This window comes from Lactobacillus panisapium (assembly GCF_019469265.1).
In the GTDB taxonomy this organism is placed as follows: Bacteria; Bacillota; Bacilli; order Lactobacillales; family Lactobacillaceae; genus Lactobacillus; species Lactobacillus panisapium.
In genome coordinates this window covers 687,941-707,977 of sequence record NZ_CP048268.1, presented here as the reverse complement: position 1 = coordinate 707,977, position 20,037 = coordinate 687,941, and the positions used below count along the sequence as shown (strand labels likewise).

Genomic DNA, 20,037 nt, shown 5'->3' with positions numbered 1-20,037 from the left:
TATAATTTAATCATTGAAAAGAAAGGCGGTATAACATAATGCTTTGTCAAAACTGTCAAAAGCGACCTGCCTCAATTCACCTTTTTGCAAAGGTCAATGGGCAAAGCCGCGAAATTAATTTATGTCAACAATGCTATCAAGAACTTCAACAACAAGGAAATATTAATATGAGTAATGATAATAATGGTTTCTTTGGCGATTTTAACGATTTATTTAACTTTAGTAACGGCAATAACGGAATGAATGGCAATCCTAACAATCCGGGAATGAACCCAGGTAATCCTGGTAATCCAAATAACGGTGGAAATGGACGCTCACTACTTGATCAATACGGTACTGATTTAACTGCATTAGCGAAAAAAGGTAAAATTGATCCCGTCATTGGTCGCGATAAAGAAATTGCGCGTGTCATTGAAATTTTAAACAGAAGAACCAAAAATAACCCGGTCTTAATTGGTGAGGCTGGTGTTGGTAAGACTGCTGTCGTAGAGGGCTTGGCCCAACAAATTGTGGACGGTTCAGTGCCAGCCAAATTACAAGATAAACGAATCATTTCATTAAATGTTGTTTCACTTGTTCAAGGCACCGGAATTCGTGGCCAATTTGAACAGCGTATGCAGCAACTTATCAAGGAACTGCAAGATCACGATGACATCATTTTATTTATTGATGAGATTCATGAAATTGTTGGTGCTGGTAATGCTGAAGGTGGAATGGACGCTGGAAATATTATTAAACCCGCACTGGCTCGTGGTGACTTGCAGCTTGTTGGTGCAACAACCTTAAAAGAATACCGTGAAATTGAGAAAGATTCCGCTTTAGCTCGGCGGTTCCAACCCGTTGATGTTAAGGAACCATCAGTAGCGGAGACTATTCAAATCTTAAAAGGAATTCAAAAGCGCTACGAAGATTATCACCATGTTCACTACACGGATGATGCAATCAAAGCTGCTGCTGAATTATCTGAGCGCTATATTCAAGATAGATTCTTGCCCGACAAGGCTATCGACTTACTTGATGAAGCTGGTTCTCGCATGAATTTGACAATTCCTTATGTTGATAAGGATAAAATGAAGGAACGAATTGATGCTGCACAGCAATTAAAGCAGGATTCTCTTAAAAATGAGGACTACGAAAAAGCTGCTTATTATCGTGATCAAATCGAAAAATACAATAAGATGAAAGATCAAAAAGTCGATCCTGATAAGTCACCAATTATTACTAGCAAGATCATGAACAAAATTGTCGAAGAAAAAACAGGCATCCCTGTTGGCGACTTACAAAAACAAGAAGAAAGCCAACTACAAAATCTTGCTTCAAATCTAAAAGCACATGTAATTGGTCAAGATAAGGCGGTTGATAAGGTTTCCCGCGCAATTCGCAGAAATCGGATTGGCTTTAACAAGTCCGGCCGCCCTATTGGTTCATTTCTCTTTGTTGGTCCAACGGGTGTAGGTAAAACTGAGCTTGCTAAGCAACTCGCCAAGCAAATGTTTGGTTCAGAAGACGCTATGATTCGTTTTGATATGTCGGAATATATGGAATCATACTCAGTTTCAAAATTAATTGGATCAGCACCTGGCTATGTTGGTTATGAAGAAGCAGGTCAACTAACAGAACGAGTTCGGCGCAATCCTTATAGTTTAATTTTATTAGACGAAATTGAAAAAGCCGATCCTTCAGTGATGAACTTATTCTTGCAAATTTTGGATGATGGCCGTTTAACTGATTCACAAGGACGGACGGTTTCCTTTAAAGATACCATCATTATTATGACGTCTAATGCTGGTCAAGGAATTAAACAAACCAGTGTCGGATTTGCTGCTGAAAATTCTAGTGAACATCCCGACTCCGCTAGAAATTCAATGAGCCAATTCTTCAAACCAGAATTTTTAAACCGACTAGATGATGTCATTGAATTTAATGAATTATCTAAGGAAGACTTAATCAAGATTGTTAACTTAATGCTAAATGAAGTTAACAGTATGGTTAAGAATCAAGGAATGCAAATTACTGTTACCGATGATGCTAAAGAAAAATTAGTTGAAGATGGATACAATCCTGCTATGGGTGCACGTCCTTTACGGCGAATTATTCAAGAAGAAATCGAAGATAAAGTCGCTGATTATAAGCTAGATCACCCAGCTGCTAAAAATCTTTTGGCCAGTGTCTCAGATAAGCAAATCACAATTAGTGAACAAGATAATGCCGAATCTGTGCATAGCGCAACAGACGAAGATTAATTACTTTAATTTAAGCTAGTAGTTTTGGATAAATTACAATAAATATTATTTTTTAATAGAGAAAATTGTTTAAAATAGCGTTATACTAAATTAAGAACTACTAGAAGAAACGGGTGAAATCCATGCATTTAATAGATGTAACCAATAGTTATAAGGATCTAGTTCACAGTCAATTGAATTCGACTAATGTTAATTATGTCAAAGTTTATTCATTAGGCAATACTTCTGTCATCTATACCGAAAGTAATGATGCGATCGGAATTGCCTTGGAGAACCACGATCGTCGTATACGTAAGGAAGAAGCAGAATTTGTAATTAAGCGATTAATCAAAGAGCAAGATCCTTCGTACGTGGTAACCTTCGACAAAAGTCAACACTTAATCGAAATTCATATTGACAAGTAAAAAAGAGAGACGAATGTCTCTCTTTTTTGTTTACAATTTTTCTGTTAGTTTTACATCTGGATACTTGTCTTGGAAAAAGCGTTCAGCAAACTGATTTTCAAATAAGAATAGTGGTTGATCATACCGATCTTTAACCAATAAGTTCCGGCTATTCGACATGGCAGGATCTAGCTGGTCTGGATCTATCCAACGGGCAACCCGGTGGCCTAAACTATTTAATTCCACTTCGGAATTATATTCGTTTTTCATTCTGAATTTGAATACTTCAAACTGCAATTGACCAACGGCACCTAAAATGTACTCGTCAGTTTGATAATTACGGTAAAGCTGAATTGCCCCCTCTTGAACCAATTGTGTCATTCCCTTGTGGAATGACTTTTGTTTCATTACGTTCTTAGCAGTTACCCGCACAAAAAGCTCGGGAGTAAATTCTGGCAAAGGAGGATAGACAATTTTATTCTTGCCAGCATAAATACTATCTCCAATTTGAAAGTTGCCAGTATCGTATAAGCCGACGATATCACCAGCCACTGCATCAGAGACTTGGACACGTTCACTTGACATAAATTCAGTTGCATTATTCAACCGGATTGGCTTCCCCGTTCTGGCTAAAGTGACATCAAGCCCCTTTTGAAATTCACCGCTACCAATTCTAATGAAAGCAATCCGATCCCGGTGATTGGGATTCATATTAGCCTGAATTTTGAAAACAAAACCAGAAAATTCTTCGTCATCTGGCGCAAGCGTTTGATCTTCATTAACAACGTGCTCTTGCGGAGCCGGAGCTAATTTTACAAAGCTCTTAAGGAAAGTTTCAACCCCAAAATTGGTTAAAGCTGAACCAAAGAAGACAGGGGTTTGATCACCTTTGATAATTTTAGCAAGGTCAAAAGTGTTACCTGCTTCTTTGATAAGTTCAACTTCTCCAAGCGTATCCTGGAATTGCGGATTTTGACTAAGTGGTTCATCTTCTGCAAGATTACCATCTTGATCTAAAGGCAAAAAACGATCTGGACCATCTTTGTGATACAGTTCAACTTGATTGTTTGCAAGGTCATATAATCCTTGAAGTGTTTGACCTGAACCAATTGGCCAATTCATTGCCACTCCTTCAATTCCAAGAAGGTCTTCAAGTTCAGCAATCAGATCTAGCGGTGGCCGACCATCACGATCAAGTTTATTCATAAATGTAAAAATGGGAATGCCACGCTGTTTAACGACCTTGAACAGTTTCTTTGTTTGCGGTTCGATACCCTTGGCAGAGTCAATTACCATTACGGCAGAATCAACCGCCATTAATGTCCGGTACGTGTCTTCAGAAAAATCCTCGTGTCCTGGGGTATCAAGAATATTAATTCTTTTACCGTCGTACTCGAACTGCATAACAGAACTCGTAACCGAAATACCACGCTGCTTTTCAATTTCCATCCAGTCACTAGTCGCATAATGACCGGTTTTACGTGCCTTAACCGTACCAGCACTGCGAATTACACCACCAAAAAGAAGCATTTGCTCCGTTATCGTAGTTTTCCCTGCATCAGGGTGCGAAATGATAGCAAATGTTCTTCTTTTATTAACTTTATCCGTTAGTTGTTCACTCATTAATTTTTCTGCTCTTCTTCCTTTTGCCCTTTATCCGGTATGGTTAATAAGACAGTGAGTAGTCTTGACCGCATCATTCTGCGTGTTGTCAATACCATTCCGTTATCTAATTTGACAGACAGTTTTTCACCTTTAGCTGGGATAATTCCTAACTTGGTAATCATATAACCAGCAATCGTGTCAACGTCTTCCATTTCTAGATCGGTTCCAAATTGATCATTAAAGTCATCAAGGGGCATTTTACCATAAATTACATACTTATTAGGTGCAATCTTTTCAGATAAAACTTCCGTATGATCAACTTCATCATCAATATTGCCCACAATCTCTTCAATTAAGTCTTCAATTGTGGCAATACCAACAACACCACCATATTCATCTGTTAAAATTGCCAACTGTTGCTGCGTTTGTTGCATTTCAACTAACAATTCACTTAAGTCTGTTGTTTCTGGCGCAAAGAGCGGTGGATTCATTACATCTTGGTAAGTAATATTGGCAAAGCCCTTTTCCCAGGCCTTGCGTAAAACAGTTCTAATGTGAATAACGCCAATAATTTTATCCTTGTCTTGTTGATAGACAGGAATCCGCGAATAAGGCTCGCGCAAGATTTCCTTGAGGTTATCTTGCAAGCTGTCACCATAATCTACCATAAAAGCATCGATTCGTGGCACCATGACTTCACGAACCATTCGTCCCTGGAAGTCCAAAACATTGTTTAACATTGAAAATTCTGTATCGCTTACTTTGTGATTATCGTGTAAGTTTTTAATTTCCGCTGTTAAATGCTCTTTAGTTTCTTCATCACTTGCAGGGGAAAATTTATTTTTTAACAAATTAAATAAATTCCCCTTGTCAGGGTCGCTAGCCATATTAATTTCTCTCTTTCTTTAAATAACAAATTTAATATCAACATTATATCATGTACTCACATGATATGTTAGAATAGCACGTAAGAAATGAGGTTTATTTAATGAAAAAAAGTCATGTCTTACTTGTTTTTACCTTTTTACTTTTAATCCCCTACTTGTGCAGCCTCACGATAATTGGAATTGGCTATAATGCTTTAGTCCTGCACTCAGCTGACTTATTTAGAACTTCTATTGGGGCTTTCGTTGGCGCCTTAATTATGTTTGCAATTAAAGCCACAATCCAGCGTCCAGTTGACCTATTAGCTGTTGAAGTTGATGATGGTATTTTAAAGCAGCTTTTACGTTTCTTCAGTATTAGAAGGCGCCCTCTTTTGCAAATGGCAAACGTTATCTTAGATTTTATTCTTTGTTTTGCCGCCACTTTCGTCGTGCGTGCTTTTCTTACCCTAGACCAAATTGTTGGTAAATCCGTGGGCATTGTTTTTTTAATCATGCTATTATCAACCTGCTTGGGCGCTTATGTTGAATATGATAATCTGTCAATCGACCCTAAACAGCATTAATATCTACTGACTGACTTCCAAATAGAGCATCTGGGTCAGTTTTTTTGTTTCTAAATCAAGCTTTTGTACAAAATAAGGTGTCAAACTGTCCCCAGGGTTTTCATATGTTTGAATTCCTTGTTCGCGCACAGTTTGAAGAAACTGCGGAATCACCATGTTTAAGGGCTGGGCAAAGAAGGATTGATTTTGCTGTTCCCGTTCCTCAACCGCTACCTGAGCCTTAGGGAGCGTAAATTTCATTAATCCTTGTGGCAGCTCAGTTACTTCTGATGTGAGCACGCCATACCAGTACATGAAATTTTCTGGTCCAAAAACTACCATGCTACTACGATTGGTTAGTTCATTATCCGTTAAAAATTGTTGAAACTGCTGATCTTGTTCAAGCTCGATGTTGCAGTTATTATATGTCTTTTGCTCATCAATCATTTGATCAGAAAAAGGACGGCCAACAAAGGTAATTTCTTCTTGTAATTTTTGCATAAGTACTCCTAATATTCAGCTAATTCATCAAGCGGAATAATCTCTCCCGCTAAAAAGGCATCAATTTCACTACTAGAAAAGCCATGTGTAAACAAATAATTCCGCATTTTTGCTTGACGCTCACTTTCTGGTAAACGACGAAAGCGCTTATAAGCTTTCACGCCTTGCTTTTTTAGCGCTTCTAATTGTTCCTCATCATTTTGTTCAAGATCAAGACTGGCAATAATTTCCCCGGCCAATGCACTAGAAAAACCATGACTCATAAGTTTCGTACGCATTTTGCGCTCAAGTTCGCGCTGAGCCAGCTTCCCCACCTTGCTTTTCATTGACTTTAAGACTCGCATTCCTGCATCTTGCCACTCTTCATCGGCAATTTCGTCTAACCCTACCTGAATTAGTTCGGGATCCACTCCCTTTTTCAACAGTTTTTGCGTTAAACTCAGCGGGCCGTCGGTTCCTATGCGCAGATTTTGCCTGATGGTTAATTCGACATATTTTTGATCATCTAAAAAGCCCATTTCGGTCAGTTGAGCCACTGCATTTTGTGCAGGTTCATCATCAATTTGATGTTGCTGTAAATATTGCAAAACCTCAAAGACCGTTCGCGGCTCGTAATTTAAATACCGTGAAGCTAAATTAGTAGCCTTGGCATCTGCATCATATTGCTTAACTTCTGCTATTTTTTCCGGAGTTAGTTCCTGCCCCTTTAAGAGCACATATTCCGCAACGGTTTGCTCACTGGCTGAAAATGCATATTTACCATCCAAAAAAATGTTATAGCGTCCAGGACGTTTTTGGCTGCTAACCTTAGTAATTATTGGCATGTTGGTTCACCTTTCTATTAGTCTATGTCCATGCTAGCAAATTTCTTTCATTCTTGCTAAAAACTTTTCTTAGGTAGTACAATAAATTGTTATCATTTTAACGTTTTAATTGTAGAAAGAAAAAGAATGTACCGAAAATTTAACCAAAAAGAAACTAAAGAAAAAGACGTTATCATTACTATTAAACGCTTAGGAATAAACGGTGAAGGAATTGGCTATTACCGTAAGAAAATTATTTTTATTCCTGGTGCTTTACCTGAAGAAGTAGTAGTAGCCAAAATTAACAAGGAATACCCGCACTACATTGAAGCGGAGCTTGTCCGAATTAAAGAAAAAAGTCCCGACCGAGTAGCATACCCTAAAAGGGTTGATCCTGCAATCGGCGGACTTGAATTGGCTCACCTATCTTACGACAAGCAACTCGAATTTAAACGTGACAACGTGCTAGAAGCACTAAAAAAATATCATCCCCGCGGTTTTAGCAAGTATAAGGTTAAGAAGACTATACCAGCGCCTGATGCTTGGCACTACCGGAATAAGGCCCAATATCAAATTGAACGCGACCACGGCAAAACCAAATTGGGTTTATTTGCGCCAAACTCGCACCAGTTATACGACTTACCAGTTATGCCTACTCAAAGCGTGGCAACGCAAAAAACAGAACGGCAAATTAAGGAATTAGCTGAGCGCTTGCATGTTACCATTGCAGACCCTTACCGCCACACTGATGGGTTAAAAACAATAGTTGTGCGTCAAGCTCAAGCCACTAAAGAAATTCAAGTAACACTAATTACTGTTGGTCATAAAATTAAAAACTTGCTTGAACTAAGCAGTGAAATTATGAAATTACCAAATGTCGTGAGTGTTTACCAAAATGAGACTGATTGGCGCAATCCGCAAGTCTGGGGTAATAAGACTGAAAAACTTGCCGGCAAAAACCAAATTATTGATGAAATATTAGGTAAACAATTTGCTCTTTCGCCGCGCGCCTTCTTTCAGCTAAATCCGGTTCAAACTGCCACCCTTTATTCAAAAGCCCTCAAGTTTTTAGACTTAACTCCTGAAGACACTTTAATTGATGCCTATAGTGGCGTTGGCACGTTAGGAATATTAGCGGCAGACCAAGTTAAGCAAGTTATCGGAATCGAAACTATTGGCGAGGCGGTTGCTGATGCCAATCATAACGTTGAATTGAACCATCTAAAAAATGCTAATTATATTCAGGGAAGTGTCGAAAAGGTACTACCTGAATTAGAGCAAAATGGTGTTCCAATTGATGCTTTAATCGTCGACCCGCCAAGAACTGGTCTGGCTAAACGGTTAATTAAGACTTTACTCAAGGTTAAACCTAAAACGTTTGTGTATATTTCTTGTAATCCTTCAACTTTAGCCCAGGATTTAGTTTTACTTAGTGAAGCTTATAACGTGCGGTTAATCGAAAATGTTGATATGCTGCCACAAACTCCGCGTTGTGAATGTGTCGTTAAATTAACCTTGCGCTAAAATCAGCGAATAAAAAATAGTTGTCGCAATGCGACAACTATTTTTGTTAGTGGATGAGGCATATTACTGTGTTGTAGATACAATGGTAAATAATGACTGATATTAATAGCGGTCTGAGCAGCCAACATTTATCTTTGAAAATCACTAATTTTCCAAACTATAGAAAAATTAAATTATATCATTACATATTTTTTACTTTACTTTGACAATATACAAATTATGGAGATAAAACCTTGTTTACGTCATTACCCCTAACCACAATTACATCATAGCAGTTTGTGCAAACGCTTGCAAAGTTTTTGCCTGTTATTTAACGTACTTTGTTAAAAAGTTCTCAATATGTTTACGATATGCCTTGGGATGATTGGCAAAAGACTTGGCATGAGCAGAATCCGCTGCTATCCATAACTTCTTGGGACCTCTTGTCGCACGATAATTTTGGTACACCATTTCTGTTGGAACAAATTTATCTCGATCACCGTGAATAAATAGCATTGGCCGGTGATTTTTGTGGAGCTGAGTGATGCTTGAACCATCTTTCATAAAATAGCCAACCTTCATTTTATTAATACCGCTTAGGATTTCAACTAAAGGAAAACGTGGAAAAGCTGGCATATTATACAAAGCCTTTGCCTCGTGCTCAATTTCATCCTTTACGCTGGTATAACCACAGTCCTCGACAAAAGCCTTTACTTGGTGCGGAAGCTTTAGTCCGCTAACCATCATCGCGGTAGCAGCACCCATACTTAGACCGTAAACAACAATTTGCTGTTGTTGGCCTTTCTTCTGTAAAAGAAATTCAATCCATTTTTTTACATCATTCTTTTCAGGCCAGCCATAACCGATATATTTTCCCTGGCTCTGTCCCTGAGAACGTGGATCAGGCGTTAACGTGTTATACCCCATTTTGTGAAATAGTGCATCATACTCACCCATATCTTCTTTTGTATCCATATAACCCGGTAAAACAACTACTGTTTTGTTAGAATTATGACATGGAAGGTAATTTGCCGTTAACTGGTACTGCCCATCTGCTGATTTAATATGCCACTTTTGTTTCGTAGAATCTCTAAACCATTTCTTTTCATGATAAAGTGGATCCGACTTAGTCAGTTTGCTACTTGAAGAACTTAAGAAGCTCTTGGGACCAGGCACACAAGCCACTTTAAAGAAATAAAATCCTGCACTAACAAATCCGATGCAAATTAGCAAAATGATAACGATCAGTGCAAGCAAAAGCTTTTTGTGCTTTAATTGTTTCAACGATAAAGCCACCTTTTTCAAAAAATTAATATCAATAGTATAACACTTTTAAGTTGTATAGGAATGACTATAATGAGATTAATAGATTTATTGCAACTCACCAATGATTTGAATGATCAAATCAACATCTTTTTAACAGTTCATCAGCAAATCAAACCCTTGGCAAAACTTAAAATTTCAAGCAGTGCATGCTTACTTTATCCTGGTCAAAAGCCGATGACTAAAGCCAAAATGACCAAACTGGTTAAAAACCTTCACGGTCGCAATATTCCGTTATATATCATTGACCAGCAAGAAAGAATTAATGTTTACGGCATTCAAATTGTTCCCGAAAACAATTTAATTAAACTGACATAAAAACCGCTTTGCTTTTGTGGCAAGGCGGTTTTTATTTGACAACTGCTGTTGTTTATTACATTAATTTTTAGCGTTTAAATCCAAGCACCACGTTATTTTTGCTTGTATTGCCGGACGTGATCTTTTGTCCCGGCAAAATACCAGTAACCGGGCTCTTCGTCACTATTAAGTTCAATATTATCTTGCGGCAAAACCAATGCCTCATTAAAAATTTGTTCATAATCGGCGATGGTAAGCTTTTGCCGCCGCTTAAGCATTTGTTGGGTAGCATTTGCGTCTAAGACATTTTGATAGTCAGCCACAACGCGACCAGCATAAAATTCGCCCATCGCACCTGACCCATACGAAAATAGTCCTACTAATGCCTCAGGTTCAAGCGAACCATTTTCAAGCAAACTTAACAGACTTAAATAAAGCGAGGCCGTATATATGTTACCAACTTCACGACTATATTTAGCTGAAGCCGTAAAGTTTTCTTCTAAGTGCTTGGTCGTACTTGCGTCCTGCCCTGTGATTGCAAGTTGATTGGCCTTATAACCCATCTTAACAAATGGTAAATGATAAATTAGGGCCGAGAATGCGCTTGTCTTTATTCCTGTTTTTTCTTGATAGGATTTAAAAGTACGCTGGAAAAAGTCCAAGTAAACTTCTTTTGAATACTTGCCATTAACGAGGGCCACGGCCGAATCATTGGGACGCCAGAAGTCATTGATATCTGCACTGTATGCACTATGACCATCTTCTAATGCCAATATTTGCGGTTCAGCCTTGATTAGCATACTGACGCTGCCAGCTCCTTGAGTGACCTCACCGCCGGTTTTGACACCATAGCGCGCAATATCACTACCAATAACAAGCGCACTATGATGCGGATGAAGTCGAACATAGTCACGTGCAATCATAATTCCAGCGGTCATACCAAAACACGCTTCTTTAACTTCAAAAGTGCGAACATCTGGGTTAAGCTTAAGCGCACTTTTCACAAATAATGACGCTGACTTTGATTGATCAACACCACTTTCAGTTCCAATAATTAATAACCCAACATTGTTGCGTTCAATTTGATCAAGATACTGCAGAGTAGCATTAATCCCCATTGAAACGGCATCTTGCGTCTGGTCCGCAACGCTCATTTTACTTTGCCCAATTCCAATTAAAAATTTATTGGGATCTTCACCGCGAGCATGTGCTAAATCAACCATATCAACGTATTTATTCGGCGTATAAAAACCAATTCTGTCAATTCCTACTTGCATTATTTTCCTCTCTTATCTTAGCCAAAAAACATTTAGCATCACTTACAGAATACTTATTTGCAGCAGACATTCTTTCCTTTACCTGCTCTTTTTCTTCTGCAGTTGCCTCCAAATTAGCAACGATGTTTCTGGCTTGTAATTTCATATGACCTGCTTGAATTCCCTTAGTCGCAATTGCTAAAAGAGCGGCCAGATTATTGGCCAAGCCGATTGCAGCAATCACATTCGCCAATTCCGCACTTGAAATATGCTTACCCAAAAGCCGAAAGTTTTGTTGAACATCCTTGCGGGCGCTGATGGAGCCACCAACTGTTCCGATTGCTAAGGGTAACGCAATTTTTCCAAGCAATTTGTCATTTTCGACTGTCCATTTACTGAGACTCTGGTAATGGCCTTTGTTATTAGCCCAGACTCCGCAGGCAGCTTCAATTGCGCGAACATCATTACCTGTTGCCAGTAATACTCCGTCGACACCATTCATAATGCCCTTGTTATTAGTCACGGCACGATAAGGATCAACTTCGCCAATTTGACTTAATAATGCTATGCGTTTGGCCGTAGCAACGCCACCAACTGTAGCTACATCCAATTCAACTTTGGCTTCAGTAAATTGACTCGGATAATTAGATAGTATTGCAAAAAGCTTACAGCTTATCCCGGGAAAGCTGCTCAATTCGCCCGCCATAAATTCTAAAATTGAATTAACACGGTTTGCACCCATTGACTCCGCCGGATCAACTAATACTCTTAAAAAAACCAGTTGTCCGGTAGTTTCTTGCACATCAATTTGGCGGACTCCGCCGCCATGAGCAACCAAACTGTGAAATTTAGTATTTGCCTTAGCAATTAAATTAGGCAACTCTCTTTGTAAATTAGCTTGCACAAAACCCGAATTCTCTTGCAAAACTATCTGACCATAGATGCCGTCACGCTGACTGTGCGCCTTGACTCCGTGATTTTGAGCAAAAAGATTTGCCCCGTGATTGGCTGCAGCAACAACCGAAGGCTCCTCAGTTACCATGGGAACTAAATAACTTTTGTTATTTACGAGTAAATTTTGGACGACACCCACTGGCAGACGTAATTGTCCGATAACATTTTCACTCAATTGATCGAGTTCGTGTAATACAGTTGGCTCAATCTCGTCTAATTCGATGCCTTCCTGAGATAAAAGCGCGCGTCTTTTTTCAGGGGATAATTCATAAAACTTCGTCATTTTAAAAATCTCTAGTTAATTCGCAAGCAATTGCTTGACCTCCACCAATGCACAAGGTTACCAAAGCTCTTTTACCCTTCACATGTTCCAAAGCGTTAATCGCTGTTCCTAGAATTCGGGTTCCCGTTGCGGCTAGTGGATGGCCTAATGCAATTGCTCCCCCAGCAATATTCAACTTATCCGCTGGAATTGCCAAGGCTTTTTCGAGTGCAACACATTGACCAGCAAATGCTTCATTTAACTCAATAATATCGAAATCTTCGATCTGACTGGTCGTTTCCTTAAGCAGCTTCTGCACGGCAAAATAAGGTGCAAAGCCCATGTATGCTGGGTCATTGCCTGATTCAGCAAAGGCACCAAGACGAGCCAATGGTTTCAAGCCCAATTCTTCCACCTTGGCAGCCGTTGCCAAAATTATCATGCTGGCTCCATCGCTTAACGGGGATGCATTGCCAGCAGTAACTAAACCATTTTCTTTAAATACTGGCTTTAACTTACTCAAAGCCGCCATATTAGTATCTGGGCGAATATTTTCATCATAAACAATTCGTTCACTGTTAGAATCCGCCTTAATTAGCTCATGATCAAAATAGCCGTTCTTTCTTGCAGCAACCGCTTTTTGGTGAGACCGCAAACTAAATTCATCCATTTCTGTTCTTGAAATGTGGCATTTTTCAGCAATATTTTCCGCTGTTAACCCCATTGGCATCCCTGAAAAGGCATCGGTTAATCCGTTAGTAAGCATCTCGCTTTTCATATTCTGCCCAGATTTATCTTGCGCAAAATAAACAGCATTCGTCATACTTTCGGCTCCACCAACTGCGACTAAATCAAAATCACCCATGACCATTTGGCCCTGGGCTAAGCGCACAGCTTTTAAGCTCGAACCGCAAACCTCATTAACAGTAACACTGCTGCTTGTTTCTTTCATACCAGCGTCCAAAGCGACTTGGCGCGCCATATTTTGCCCTAAGCCAGCCCCTAAAACATTACCCATGAATAAAGCATCAAGCTTTTGGGGATCCAAATTAATGCTTTTAAGGGTTTCAATTAGAGCGAGTTCACCTAAACTGGTTGCATCTTGATCATTCCATAAGCCACGATAACGACCAAACGGCGTTCTTTTAGCAGCAACAACATAAATATCTTTCATTAGTTATTCTCCTAGCAAAATATTCAAGTTGCATAATACCTAAATTTGCTAGTTAAAAGTAGTAAATCGAATTAGATTTAGAAAAATTTTACCTAAAAAAGAAACCACTTTGCAGTGGTTTCCAATATTTTGTTATTTAATTATTTTTTCTTATTTTGTGCCTGCAGCTTTTTCCCTAAGTCAATAATGTATTGCCGCAACTGGTCTTTAGTCTCAGGGTGTTGCAAACCATATTCAATTGAGGTCTCCAGATAATTTTCTTTATTCCCGACATCATGCCGTACACCCTTAAAGACATGGGCAAAGACGCGTTGTGTCTTATTCATGGTATCAATGGCATCGGTTAATTGAATTTCACCGCCCTTATCAGGCTTTTGTTCCGCAAGTATTGCAAAGATTTCAGGAGTTAATAAATACCTGCCAATAATCGCATAGTCACTTGGTGCTTGGTCAATTGCAGGCTTTTCAACAAATGACTTAACGTTAATTAGTCCAGGCATAATTTCATTATCAGGTTCAATAACGCCATATTTCGAAACTTCCTCATGCGGAACAGGCATTACCGCAATGGTCGAGGCGTGAGTTTCATTGTAGCGATTAATCAATTGTTTAGTAAGCGGCTCTTTGTCCATCATTAGGTCATCGCCCAGCATTACAACAAAAGGCTCGTCCCCAACAAAGCTGCGACCCCGGGCAATTGCATCGCCCAGACCAGCTGGATATGGCTGTCTAGTGTAATAAATATTAATTCCAAGATGGGTGATCGCCTGCGACATCTTTAACAGGCCGGTTTTACCCTTTTCCTGCAAGTTTTGCTCAAGCTCAGGATTCGAATCAAAATGATCTTCAATGGAGCGCTTGTTCTTTCCGGTCACAATTAAAATATCTTCAATCCCGGACTTTTTTGCTTCTTCAACGATAAACTGAATTGTCGGCTTATCTACGATTGGCAACATTTCCTTTGGCATCGCCTTGGTAACTGGCATAAACCGCGTACCAAGTCCTGCAGCAGGAATAATCGCTTTCCTTACTTTCATACCTTATACACTTTCTTTTAAAATTCCTAAAACCTAATATAGCAAATTAAACTGGAAGAATCTAGTCTTTCCGGTGGCGCTTTCTTTGCACATATTCAGCTAAATGTCCTACCGAATACTGCACTTGACCATAGTTTATCGTCACAATTGCAGCATTAACACAAGTTCCAAGCAAAAAGAGGATAGAAGAAATATTAAGCCATAACATGAAAATAATAAAGGTCCCGATTATTCCGTAATTTTCCCAGCTAATGTGGAAGTTATGTAAATAATAACTAAACAGCCAAGATAAAATTAGCCAACCAATTAGAGTCGTAAAAACTCCTGGCCAGATAACCCTTTTCTTTAGTTTTATGTTTGGTAAAAAATAATTTAAATAGTATAAAGCACTGATCAAGATGATCCCAATCACCGGGTAACGGTAGTTAAAGACCTTTTCAATCTCACCTACTGAAAAAGAAAAAATCGGTCGCAAGAATTCAAGTACTTGCTGACCAAAAATCAAAGTTAAACTAAGTAAAGCAAAAACCAAAATCATCAGGTTGGTCAACATAATGGTAATGGAACGCGTCCAAACAGTTACCTGCCATTTCTGACGTAATTCAATGTCACGTACGCCATAGATTCGATTCATCCCTATTCGAATCGCATTAACAAGAGAAGATACCGACCAAAGGGCAAGCAAAATACCAAACGAAATGTACCCTGTAGAATTGCTTTTTAACAAAGAATCAATAATTGGCATAATGAATCCCGCAATTCGATCAGGAAAAATCAACTTAAGGTAACTAGCAATAGGTGCCGTATTAATCCGAAAAAGGGGTAAAATGTTTCCAATAATAATGATTAACGGAAAAATTGAAAACAGCACATAATAAGCAATTGCAATTGCGCTAGTTAAGACTTCGCCTTGCGTAAATTTAGCAGAAACTGTCTTGTAAAACAAAGAGATACGTTGTTTGGCTGCGCCGATTTTTCTACCCATTCAATTTAGTCATCCATTTCATCAAAATGTGGTAAATACTTTTCGTAACCGTCATAAGGTTTTTGTAAAGTCAAAATTTTGGGACCATCTTTAGTGATTGCAAAGGTGTGCTCAAATTGCGCTGACTTTGAACCATCTGGAGTTGCATAAAATACCCAATCATCATTTGGATCAGCAACCGTTTTTTGTTCAATGCGCCAATCGCCTCCCGCTTCAACCATTGGTTCAACGGTAATAGTCATACCTTCACGCAAGCGCAATCCGTGTCCTGCTTTACCCCAATGCGGTACTTCAGGATCTTCATGGATGCTTGGCTGGATGCCGTGACCAACTAGCTCCTTAACATCACCGTAATGATGTTCATCTTCAACGTAATGTTGAATCACCGCACCAATATCACCAATTCGGTTGCCTACGACGGCTTGGTCAATTCCAAGATACATAGCTTTTTTGGTTGTTTCCATAAGGTCACGATCCGCATCCGAAATCTTGCCTACGGCATATGTAGTACAAGAATCAGTTTCGAAGCCATTAAGATTGCAGGTGACATCAACTTTTACTAAGTCACCTTCGTTTAGGATGGTATCTTTACGCGGGGTTGCATGCGCAATTTGATCGTTAACTGAGATGCACGTGCCGTATTTGTAACCTTCAAAGCCTTGCTCTGACAATCGTCCGCCCCGTTTTTTGACAAATTCTTGGCAGAACTCCTCGATTTTCCAAGTTGTAATTCCTGGCTTAATCACATCCCGAAGGCCCTCAAACATTGACGCCAGTAAACGGCCTGAAGCCTGCATACCTTTAAGTTCACGAACGGATTTAATTGTAATCAAAATTAAACTTCTCCTCTTAGTAAAATGATATTTACTAACATTATAGCGTTTTTTAAAACTTTACTAAAGAATTTCATCAAGACGGTGAAATTATGTATAATATTGTGATAAGCAAAAAAATAAGAAAGGTATGGAGAAGGATGAAGGCTAGAATTGTCTATGCTAGTATGACTGGTAACGATGCCGATATGGCAGATATCTTGGAAGAAGACTTACAAGATCTGGGCTTTGATGTCGAAACCAGTGAAGCAGAATTCACAGATGCTAGTGATTATTTAGCAAGTGAATTGTGCATCTTTGTCACCTACACATATGGCGAGGGTAAAATGACCGATGATGTTGCCGATTTTTATGAGCAACTAAAGGAACTAGATTTAAGCGGTAAGTACTTCGCCGTCATGGGTAGTGGAGACATGGTATATGCCGACCATTTCTGTGAAAATGTTTTTGATTTTGAAAAAATGTTTAAACAAGTTGGAGCAACAGAAGTTACCAAACCGGTAACTATCGAAAATGCACCTGATGATGAGGCAATTTCTGCAATTGACAACGCCGCAAAGGAAATGGCTGATCAATTAAATGATTAAAGAAAAAAACGATAATACATCCAAGTTTAATTCCACAGCTGATCCAACAATTCATCGTTTAGGACAACATTTAGTCAAAAGGCACCGAAACTTATTCGTTTATATGTTTTTTGGCTTTATTGCTGCGCTAATTAATACTGTAGCCTTCATGGTATTACATAAGTACTTGCATAGCCCAGTTTTAATTTCCAATACGATTGCTTTTGTAATTTCAAATCTGGCATCTTTTGTTTTTAATCAAAAAGCGGTCTTTACTAATAACGTTGATTTGGAGCATTCAACTTGGCAAAAATTACTCGTATTCTTTACCTACCGGATTATTAGTCTAATTCCGGACAGTTTAATCATGCTGGTTGGTCTATCTTGGTTAAAACTCAACGCGCTCTTAGTTAAAATTATTGACCAAATTTTAGTCGGAATTTTCAATTATTTGACGACGCGCTCTGTTTTTCAAGCACAGGAAACAACTATGATTGAACGGGCTAAAAAAAGAATACAGACTCATCAAAATAAAAAGGACAATTAAAAGTCGTTGAGACCCATTAATTAGGTTCAAAATAGGCAATAAAAAACTGCTGAGCGTCATTGTGAAGTGACTCAGCAGTTTTTTTATTTTAAATAAATTCTCTGATTTAAGTAAAATCCCTTGGACGCTTATTTTTATGATCAGAAAAGTAATAAGCAATATCTTCCATAATGCGCTCGGAGGCATGACCATCACCATAAGGATTCTTGGCATTGGCCATCTGATTATAAGCAGTTTTATTTTCAAGTAATTCAAGCATAGCAGAACGGACAGCATCAACTTGCGTGCCCACTAGTTTTAAGGTACCCGCTTTAACCCCTTCTGGACGCTCCGTTGTATCACGTAAAACCAGAACCGGTTTATTCAAAGCAGGAGCTTCTTCTTGAACTCCGCCCGAATCAGTCATAATGAAATAGCTCCGTTTAGCTAAGTTATGAAAATCAACAACGTCAAGCGGTGGGATTAAATGAATGTGGGGATCATTGCCCAGTATTTCCTTTGCTACCGACTGAACTTTAGGCGACATATGAACCGGATAAATTATCTCGACGTCATTGTGACTGTCAACCACATCACGCATTACCTTAAAGACGCGCCGCATTGGTTCGCCCTGATTTTCACGTCGATGCATTGTTACTAAAATTATTTTGTGCTTTGGCTCGATTAAATCAAGGACCTCGTGATGATAATCGGCCTGAACCGTCTCATGCAAAGCATCAATTGCCGTGTTCCCAGTTATAAAGATATTATCTGCCTTGTGATTTTCCTTTAATAAGTTTTCTTTACTGAGCTTAGTCGGCGCAAAATATAAATCGGCTAGATCATCTGTCATTTGCCGGTTCATTTCCTCAGGAAACGGTGAATACTTATTCCATGTTCTTAGCCCCGCTTCAACGTGGCCAATTGGCCGCTGTTGATAAAAACTAGCTAAACTTGCAGCAAAACTAGTAGTTGTATCACCGTGAACCAGCACAATATCAGGATCTTCTTTTTTAATCACATCAGTAAGATCAAGCAAAACTTTTGCTGTAACTCCTTCAAGGGTTTGATTTTTTTTCATAATATTAAAATCATAATCAGGTGTTATTTTAAAAATGTTCAGAACCTGATCAAGCATTTCTCGGTGTTGAGCAGTTACAACCGTTATTTCATCAAAGCGATTATCCGCTTTTAATTTAAGTACTAAAGGCGCCATTTTGATTGCTTCTGGCCTTGTGCCAAAAACCAGCATTACTTTAATTTTGGTCATAAGATCCTCCTTTTCTATATTAATCATATTAATTTGACAAGAAAAACTCAAGCCGATGTGGTTTAATTATCATAAAAATAAAAGTTGGTGAAAAAATGGGAGTTAATTCGGTTTTACTATTTGGAACTGCACCACTAATTGTAGTTGCTGCCTTTTGCTTAGTTTTCAGTTTTGATGTACGTAAAACACGTAAAAGTCGTCTTCAGTTATTTATTGCAGCAATAGTTGTCTTTTGTTTGATTGCAGTTATCATGTACCGCCTTTTTCGTTCACCACTTGCCTAAAATTCTTAATATTACTGGCACTCTTTGTGCTAATGAAATTAAGGTTGTGATCTATAACCAGCAATTTTTATAAATGATTACGCAATATGAGGAAATTGCTTTGCTAAGTTCACAATTATTGCATAATAGCGCAATGCCAGGGATGAAATTGATACTAATTTTGATGTGTATCTTTTAATCCGTTAACAGCCATCTATTCTTAACACAGAGAAAAAATCGGCAAACTCACATTAACTTAAGCTCTATACCGCAGAAGAAACTACTTTTGCGGTATTTATTGTCTTGTTAACAAATATCGTCTTTAGTAATTTTTGCAGCAGAATGAAAAAGTAAACATATTTTCAATATGCATCATTTAACTCTTAAAAATATTTCTGTTGTATAATCACGGTAGAAAGTGCGAAAAGAGGTGAATAAAATGAGTAAAGAAGAAGTTACAAAAAATGTTTGGGTTACAACTCACGGTGATCAATGGGCTGTTAAGATCGCTGGTGAAGAAAAACCTTTAAAAATATTTGATCGTAAAGATGATGCATTAGAATTTGCCAAAGAACGTGCCAAAAAAGAAAAAACTGAGTTAATTAGCCAAAAACGGGACGGCAAAATCAACTTAAAGAATTCTTATGGCCATGATGATCCTTATAAAAAAGGTTAAATAACCGATTAATCTTACAAACAATTCTATCTATTGACAATAATATTACCGCTTAAAATCCATTTATATTAGTGGATTAGAACTATAATTAGTACTCTATTTATATATTTTGCGTTAACTTTAAATATTAGTGCAAGCAAAAGCGAAT

The 20,037-nt window shown here is 38.4% G+C and carries 21 protein-coding genes; 9 read left to right on the top strand and 12 right to left on the bottom strand.

Annotation, left to right across the window (positions count from 1 at the left end; all coding sequences use genetic code 11):
- Positions 1 to 38 precede the first annotated feature (38 nt).
- The gene (locus GYM71_RS03535; RefSeq protein WP_220220939.1) at positions 39 to 2,243 is read left to right on the top strand and encodes an ATP-dependent Clp protease ATP-binding subunit; all 2,205 of its coding nucleotides are present in this window, start codon (positions 39 to 41) and stop codon (positions 2,241 to 2,243) included.
- Between the two features lie 122 nt (positions 2,244 to 2,365).
- Positions 2,366 to 2,647, top strand: a complete 282-nt coding sequence (locus tag GYM71_RS03530; protein ID WP_103752074.1) for a DUF1827 family protein — start codon at positions 2,366 to 2,368, stop codon at positions 2,645 to 2,647.
- A gap of 30 nt (positions 2,648 to 2,677) precedes the next feature.
- Here the strand turns inward: GYM71_RS03530 and GYM71_RS03525 are convergent, their stop codons facing one another.
- Both GYM71_RS03525 and GYM71_RS03520 read right to left on the bottom strand, forming a co-directional pair.
- Positions 2,678 to 4,249 (bottom strand): peptide chain release factor 3, encoded by a 1,572-nt coding sequence (locus tag GYM71_RS03525; RefSeq protein WP_103752073.1) that lies wholly within the window; start codon positions 4,247 to 4,249, stop codon positions 2,678 to 2,680.
- Positions 4,249 to 5,118: a hemolysin family protein gene (locus tag GYM71_RS03520; RefSeq protein ID WP_220220938.1), complete on the bottom strand. Its 870-nt coding sequence runs from the start codon at positions 5,116 to 5,118 to the stop codon at positions 4,249 to 4,251. The genes GYM71_RS03525 and GYM71_RS03520 overlap by 1 nt, the downstream gene beginning before the upstream one ends.
- Before the next feature lie 101 nt (positions 5,119 to 5,219).
- On the opposite strand from GYM71_RS03520, the gene GYM71_RS03515 reads away from it, so the two are divergent.
- Complete coding sequence (locus tag GYM71_RS03515) at positions 5,220 to 5,681, top strand: hypothetical protein (protein WP_103752071.1); 462 nt, start codon at positions 5,220 to 5,222, stop codon at positions 5,679 to 5,681.
- 3 nt (positions 5,682 to 5,684) lie between these two features.
- Here the strand turns inward: GYM71_RS03515 and GYM71_RS03510 are convergent, their stop codons facing one another.
- Together GYM71_RS03510 and recX are read right to left on the bottom strand one after the other, a co-directional pair.
- Positions 5,685 to 6,161: a hypothetical protein gene (locus tag GYM71_RS03510; RefSeq protein ID WP_220220937.1), complete on the bottom strand. Its 477-nt coding sequence runs from the start codon at positions 6,159 to 6,161 to the stop codon at positions 5,685 to 5,687.
- A gap of 8 nt (positions 6,162 to 6,169) precedes the next feature.
- Entirely contained in the window at positions 6,170 to 6,985 is an 816-nt protein-coding gene (gene recX, locus GYM71_RS03505) for a recombination regulator RecX (protein ID WP_220220936.1), read from the bottom strand.
- Between the two features lie 126 nt (positions 6,986 to 7,111).
- Between recX and rlmD the strand changes: the two genes are divergently transcribed.
- A complete protein-coding gene (rlmD, locus tag GYM71_RS03500; RefSeq protein WP_220220935.1) occupies positions 7,112 to 8,488 on the top strand; it encodes a 23S rRNA (uracil(1939)-C(5))-methyltransferase RlmD in 1,377 nt (458 codons plus the stop codon).
- A 306-nt stretch (positions 8,489 to 8,794) separates the two neighbouring features.
- Here the strand turns inward: rlmD and GYM71_RS03495 are convergent, their stop codons facing one another.
- Positions 8,795 to 9,772 (bottom strand): alpha/beta hydrolase, encoded by a 978-nt coding sequence (locus GYM71_RS03495; RefSeq protein ID WP_419503950.1) that lies wholly within the window; start codon positions 9,770 to 9,772, stop codon positions 8,795 to 8,797.
- A gap of 51 nt (positions 9,773 to 9,823) precedes the next feature.
- Here GYM71_RS03495 and GYM71_RS03490 point away from each other — a divergent pair, with 51 nt between their 5' ends.
- Positions 9,824 to 10,108 carry a hypothetical protein gene (locus GYM71_RS03490; protein WP_220220933.1) on the top strand — a complete coding sequence of 95 codons (285 nt, stop codon included), beginning with the start codon at positions 9,824 to 9,826 and terminating at the stop codon, positions 10,106 to 10,108.
- Between the two features lie 92 nt (positions 10,109 to 10,200).
- On the opposite strand, the gene GYM71_RS03485 is transcribed toward GYM71_RS03490, so the two are convergent.
- The 6 genes from GYM71_RS03485 to map all read right to left on the bottom strand — a co-directional run bounded on the left by GYM71_RS03485 (position 10,201) and on the right by map (position 16,588).
- Entirely contained in the window at positions 10,201 to 11,364 is a 1,164-nt protein-coding gene (locus GYM71_RS03485) for a hydroxymethylglutaryl-CoA synthase (RefSeq protein ID WP_220220932.1), read from the bottom strand.
- Positions 11,348 to 12,580, bottom strand: coding sequence for a hydroxymethylglutaryl-CoA reductase, degradative (locus GYM71_RS03480; RefSeq protein WP_220220931.1), 1,233 nt, complete (start codon positions 12,578 to 12,580; stop codon positions 11,348 to 11,350). Before GYM71_RS03480 ends, GYM71_RS03485 begins: the two co-directional genes overlap by 17 nt.
- Before the next feature lies 1 nt (position 12,581).
- Entirely contained in the window at positions 12,582 to 13,733 is a 1,152-nt protein-coding gene (locus GYM71_RS03475; protein WP_220220930.1) for a thiolase family protein, read from the bottom strand.
- 140 nt (positions 13,734 to 13,873) lie between these two features.
- On the bottom strand, positions 13,874 to 14,770 hold the full coding sequence (galU, locus tag GYM71_RS03470; RefSeq protein WP_103752062.1) for a UTP--glucose-1-phosphate uridylyltransferase GalU: 897 nt from the start codon (positions 14,768 to 14,770) through the stop codon (positions 13,874 to 13,876).
- Positions 14,771 to 14,831: 61 nt separating this feature from the next.
- Positions 14,832 to 15,755, bottom strand: a complete 924-nt coding sequence (locus GYM71_RS03465) for a YihY/virulence factor BrkB family protein (protein ID WP_103752061.1) — start codon at positions 15,753 to 15,755, stop codon at positions 14,832 to 14,834.
- Positions 15,756 to 15,760: 5 nt separating this feature from the next.
- On the bottom strand, positions 15,761 to 16,588 hold the full coding sequence (map, locus tag GYM71_RS03460) for a type I methionyl aminopeptidase (RefSeq protein WP_220220929.1): 828 nt from the start codon (positions 16,586 to 16,588) through the stop codon (positions 15,761 to 15,763).
- A gap of 140 nt (positions 16,589 to 16,728) precedes the next feature.
- Between map and GYM71_RS03455 the strand changes: the two genes are divergently transcribed.
- Positions 16,729 to 17,175: a flavodoxin gene (locus tag GYM71_RS03455; RefSeq protein WP_103752059.1), complete on the top strand. Its 447-nt coding sequence runs from the start codon at positions 16,729 to 16,731 to the stop codon at positions 17,173 to 17,175.
- Positions 17,168 to 17,701: a GtrA family protein gene (locus GYM71_RS03450; RefSeq protein ID WP_103752058.1), complete on the top strand. Its 534-nt coding sequence runs from the start codon at positions 17,168 to 17,170 to the stop codon at positions 17,699 to 17,701. The genes GYM71_RS03455 and GYM71_RS03450 overlap by 8 nt, the downstream gene beginning before the upstream one ends.
- Before the next feature lie 106 nt (positions 17,702 to 17,807).
- On the opposite strand, the gene wecB is transcribed toward GYM71_RS03450, so the two are convergent.
- Entirely contained in the window at positions 17,808 to 18,950 is a 1,143-nt protein-coding gene (wecB, locus tag GYM71_RS03445) for a non-hydrolyzing UDP-N-acetylglucosamine 2-epimerase (RefSeq protein WP_220220928.1), read from the bottom strand.
- 95 nt (positions 18,951 to 19,045) lie between these two features.
- Here wecB and GYM71_RS03440 point away from each other — a divergent pair, with 95 nt between their 5' ends.
- Positions 19,046 to 19,234: a hypothetical protein gene (locus GYM71_RS03440; RefSeq protein ID WP_220220927.1), complete on the top strand. Its 189-nt coding sequence runs from the start codon at positions 19,046 to 19,048 to the stop codon at positions 19,232 to 19,234.
- Positions 19,235 to 19,652: 418 nt separating this feature from the next.
- The gene (locus GYM71_RS03435; protein WP_220220926.1) at positions 19,653 to 19,889 is read left to right on the top strand and encodes a DUF2188 domain-containing protein; all 237 of its coding nucleotides are present in this window, start codon (positions 19,653 to 19,655) and stop codon (positions 19,887 to 19,889) included.
- Positions 19,890 to 20,037 lie beyond the last annotated feature (148 nt).

Coding starts and splice junctions, on each gene's coding strand:
- recX (WP_220220936.1), bottom strand. CDS start 6,985: ATGCCAATAATTACTAAGGTTAGCAGCCAAAAACGTCCTGGACGCTAT.
- wecB (WP_220220928.1), bottom strand. CDS start 18,950: ATGACCAAAATTAAAGTAATGCTGGTTTTTGGCACAAGGCCAGAAGCA.
- galU (WP_103752062.1), bottom strand. CDS start 14,770: ATGAAAGTAAGGAAAGCGATTATTCCTGCTGCAGGACTTGGTACGCGG.
- GYM71_RS03440 (WP_220220927.1), top strand. CDS start 19,046: ATGGGAGTTAATTCGGTTTTACTATTTGGAACTGCACCACTAATTGTA.
- GYM71_RS03530 (WP_103752074.1), top strand. CDS start 2,366: ATGCATTTAATAGATGTAACCAATAGTTATAAGGATCTAGTTCACAGT.
- GYM71_RS03455 (WP_103752059.1), top strand. CDS start 16,729: ATGAAGGCTAGAATTGTCTATGCTAGTATGACTGGTAACGATGCCGAT.
- GYM71_RS03475 (WP_220220930.1), bottom strand. CDS start 13,733: ATGAAAGATATTTATGTTGTTGCTGCTAAAAGAACGCCGTTTGGTCGT.
- GYM71_RS03535 (WP_220220939.1), top strand. CDS start 39: ATGCTTTGTCAAAACTGTCAAAAGCGACCTGCCTCAATTCACCTTTTT.
- GYM71_RS03525 (WP_103752073.1), bottom strand. CDS start 4,249: ATGAGTGAACAACTAACGGATAAAGTTAATAAAAGAAGAACATTTGCT.
- GYM71_RS03490 (WP_220220933.1), top strand. CDS start 9,824: ATGAGATTAATAGATTTATTGCAACTCACCAATGATTTGAATGATCAA.
- GYM71_RS03450 (WP_103752058.1), top strand. CDS start 17,168: ATGATTAAAGAAAAAAACGATAATACATCCAAGTTTAATTCCACAGCT.
- GYM71_RS03480 (WP_220220931.1), bottom strand. CDS start 12,580: ATGACGAAGTTTTATGAATTATCCCCTGAAAAAAGACGCGCGCTTTTA.
- GYM71_RS03515 (WP_103752071.1), top strand. CDS start 5,220: ATGAAAAAAAGTCATGTCTTACTTGTTTTTACCTTTTTACTTTTAATC.
- GYM71_RS03510 (WP_220220937.1), bottom strand. CDS start 6,161: ATGCAAAAATTACAAGAAGAAATTACCTTTGTTGGCCGTCCTTTTTCT.
- GYM71_RS03465 (WP_103752061.1), bottom strand. CDS start 15,755: ATGGGTAGAAAAATCGGCGCAGCCAAACAACGTATCTCTTTGTTTTAC.
- rlmD (WP_220220935.1), top strand. CDS start 7,112: ATGTACCGAAAATTTAACCAAAAAGAAACTAAAGAAAAAGACGTTATC.
- GYM71_RS03485 (WP_220220932.1), bottom strand. CDS start 11,364: ATGCAAGTAGGAATTGACAGAATTGGTTTTTATACGCCGAATAAATAC.
- GYM71_RS03520 (WP_220220938.1), bottom strand. CDS start 5,118: ATGGCTAGCGACCCTGACAAGGGGAATTTATTTAATTTGTTAAAAAAT.
- GYM71_RS03435 (WP_220220926.1), top strand. CDS start 19,653: ATGAGTAAAGAAGAAGTTACAAAAAATGTTTGGGTTACAACTCACGGT.